General features: G+C 67.2%; 2 protein-coding genes. Both read left to right on the forward strand.

The window, feature by feature from the left end:
- Positions 1 to 164: 164 nt before the first annotated feature.
- Positions 165 to 1,139 carry a hypothetical protein gene (locus HMPREF3165_RS07465; RefSeq protein WP_070512023.1) on the forward strand — a complete coding sequence of 325 codons (975 nt, stop codon included), beginning with the start codon at positions 165 to 167 and terminating at the stop codon, positions 1,137 to 1,139.
- A gap of 365 nt (positions 1,140 to 1,504) precedes the next feature.
- Positions 1,505 to 2,695, forward strand: a complete 1,191-nt coding sequence (locus HMPREF3165_RS07470; protein WP_083303241.1) for a Fic family protein — start codon at positions 1,505 to 1,507, stop codon at positions 2,693 to 2,695.
- Positions 2,696 to 2,744: the final 49 nt, after the last annotated feature.

The raw sequence follows: 2,744 nt of genomic DNA on the forward strand, positions 1-2,744 counted from the left end.
CCGGTCCCCGACGGCGTCGAACGCCCCCGGCCGCAACGAAATGTCCCCGACGGCGTCGAATGCCACCCGGGGTGAACGGTCCCCATGGGCGGCAGGCACCCACCACCCCCAGACTTGACTCGCCAGCCACAACCAACCCGCCGACAGTTTTCAGGAGGGCACCCATGGCGATCTACCTCCGCACCTGCCCCACTACGAAGACCAGGGTGCTCGGGTACCTGGGCGCCCTGGCCGCCGCCAGCATCGCGCTCCTCTACCCGCTGATCCTGCTCATAACCGCCTTTGCCCTGGGCGCCCTGGACGAGGCCGTCGCCTACCCGGAGGACAACGAATCGATAGCCGATGCCGCGATTGCGGTAGGCGCGACACCACTCATTTTCAGCTTCGTGCTGACCTCCGTCATCTTTGGAGCAACCTCCTGCTTCACGGGTACCGACCAGTGGCTGGCCAAGGACGCGATAGTCACCCATCGCGATATCGCGTCGGCACGGTTCCTTCATATCGCCCGGGACCCCAACAGCCGCGCCGTGGGCATGCTGTGGGCGATGCTCGCGGGCATGCTGGTGACGGCCTCCCCGTTCACCATGATGTCTATCCCGCACTCCCTGATCTACAGCGATTCCACTCAAGATCTGGCCGTGGGGGCCACCTGGATTCTCGGACTGGCCCACATCGGGTTGTTCATGGCACTCAAACGCGCTGCCGCACACCGGCGGGCAAGCGCGGTACGCCTGAGAACGTACGGCATGGCGGTCGCGGAGCCGAAGTCCTTCTCCCTCCCCCTACCTGCTGGGCGCAACAACTTCAGCATCCAGGAGGTCCCGGCGCGCTGGGGGCGCGTGAAGGTCCAAGCCGTCTATGCCCCACCCGCCGGAGGTGCCGAGCCGGGGCGACCGGTCATCATCCCGCGACTCAGTCTGACGGTGAGACCCTCCCGGCTCGACGACGCCCGCACCCAGGTCGAGGCCCGGCTCGACGAGGTCTGGCGGGCCGCCCAGCTGATACGAACCTCGATCGAGCAGGAGGAGGCAGCCGACGCACCGCCCTCTGATTCCAAGTCGAATCCGACTCGCCAGCCACCACATCAGGACGCGGACCCCGGTCACGACCCGTCCCAGACAGAGACCCTCCTCCCATAAGTGGTGCACCCATCGCTTGACCCCACCACCGCCGCCCGCACTTCTGCCGGCACCGCCCAACCTCCCCTTACGGCCGGGGACATTCCACGCGGCCGGGTGCACGCCGCTCCGGAGGGGGACACCCGGCGCGTCCAGGGACAGGATTCCGGTCCCCGACGGCGTCGAACGTCCACGACCGCACAGAAATGTCCCCGACGGCGTCGAACGCCCCCGTCCACAGCGAACGCCCCCACGGCAGCGGTCGCCCCAGCATCCACCACACATGGCGGTTTCCAGACACACACCCATCCACAATGTTCTACAAGTCGTCAATATGTGCAATCCATCCTCTTTAGATGTCACACAACCACCAGTAGACTGACATCATGGACGTGAGCATGTTCGTCGACGACACCATGGGGGAGCTGGTCGACATCACCGGCTCCGATCCGGTGACCGGCAGCTGGCAGCACAAGGCCTTCATCCCCGCCCCGCTCAGTTCCGACGAGCCACCCCTCAGCGGCGGCACCTACCGCATGGTGGCAGCAGCCGGCCGGGCACTGGCCGCCCTCGACGCCACAGCCCAGCAGCTGCCGAACCCCTACCTGCTGCGAACTCCCTCCCTACGGCGCGAGGCTCAGTCGACGTCGGCCCTGGAGGGCACATACGCACCCCTGCGCGAGGTGCTCACCGCCGACGACGACGCCCCCGCGACCGCCGAGATGACGGAGATCCTCAACTATGTCCGCATGGCCAACAGCGGTTTCCTGTGGGCGCAGGAGGGGCGCCCTATCACCCTGTCACTCATCGAGGACCTTCAGGGCGAGCTCATGCGAGGCACTCCCCTGGAGTCCACGTCAGGTCGCCTGCGCGACACCCAGGTCATGATCGGCCGCCGCCCCGGTGCGCACAACACGGCCCCCGTCCATGCGTCCCGGTTCGTCCCCTCACCTCCCGGAGATCCTCTTCGCGCCGGTGTGCGAGCCCTCGTCGACTGGTTGCATCAGGACCACACTGGAGACATCGACCCGATCATCGCCGCGGGCATGGCCCACTACCAGTTCGAGACCCTTCACCCCTTCCGGGACGGCAACGGGCGCCTGGGGCGGTTCCTCAACGTGCTCACCCTCCTGAGCTCGGGTGTTCTCAGCGAACCCACCCTGACGGTCTCACCGTGGTTCGAGGAGCGTCGCGCCGAGTACTACGACGCGTTGCTGCGAGTCAGCACCCACGGCGACTGGGACACCTTCCTGGCCTTCTTCTCCCAGGGGCTGGCCGCGGCAGCCACCAGCACACGCCACCAGATGCTCGCCCTGGCCGCTGCGCATCAGAGCCTCAAGGAGACGGTACGCGCCTCCAGCCTGCGGTCCGCGCACGCTCTCGACCTCGTCGACTTCGCGGTCGCGAATCCGAGCTTCACGGTTCGCAAGGTCGAGGCCGCCCTCGGCATCTCGTACGGGCGAGCCAACGGCCTGGTTGCCCAACTGACCGACATCGGGGTGCTCGACGTCGTCGAGACCGGCTCGCAGCCTCGCCGCTTCACCGCCCCTGCGGTCCTGAAAGTCCTGCTCTCCTGAGCCCGGCCCACTCTCCAAGACGGCCGGGGACATTCCACGCGGCCGGGTG

The sequence above is a fragment of the Actinomyces sp. HMSC08A09 genome (assembly GCF_001807465.1).
Lineage (GTDB): Bacteria > Actinomycetota > Actinomycetes > Actinomycetales > Actinomycetaceae > Actinomyces > Actinomyces oris.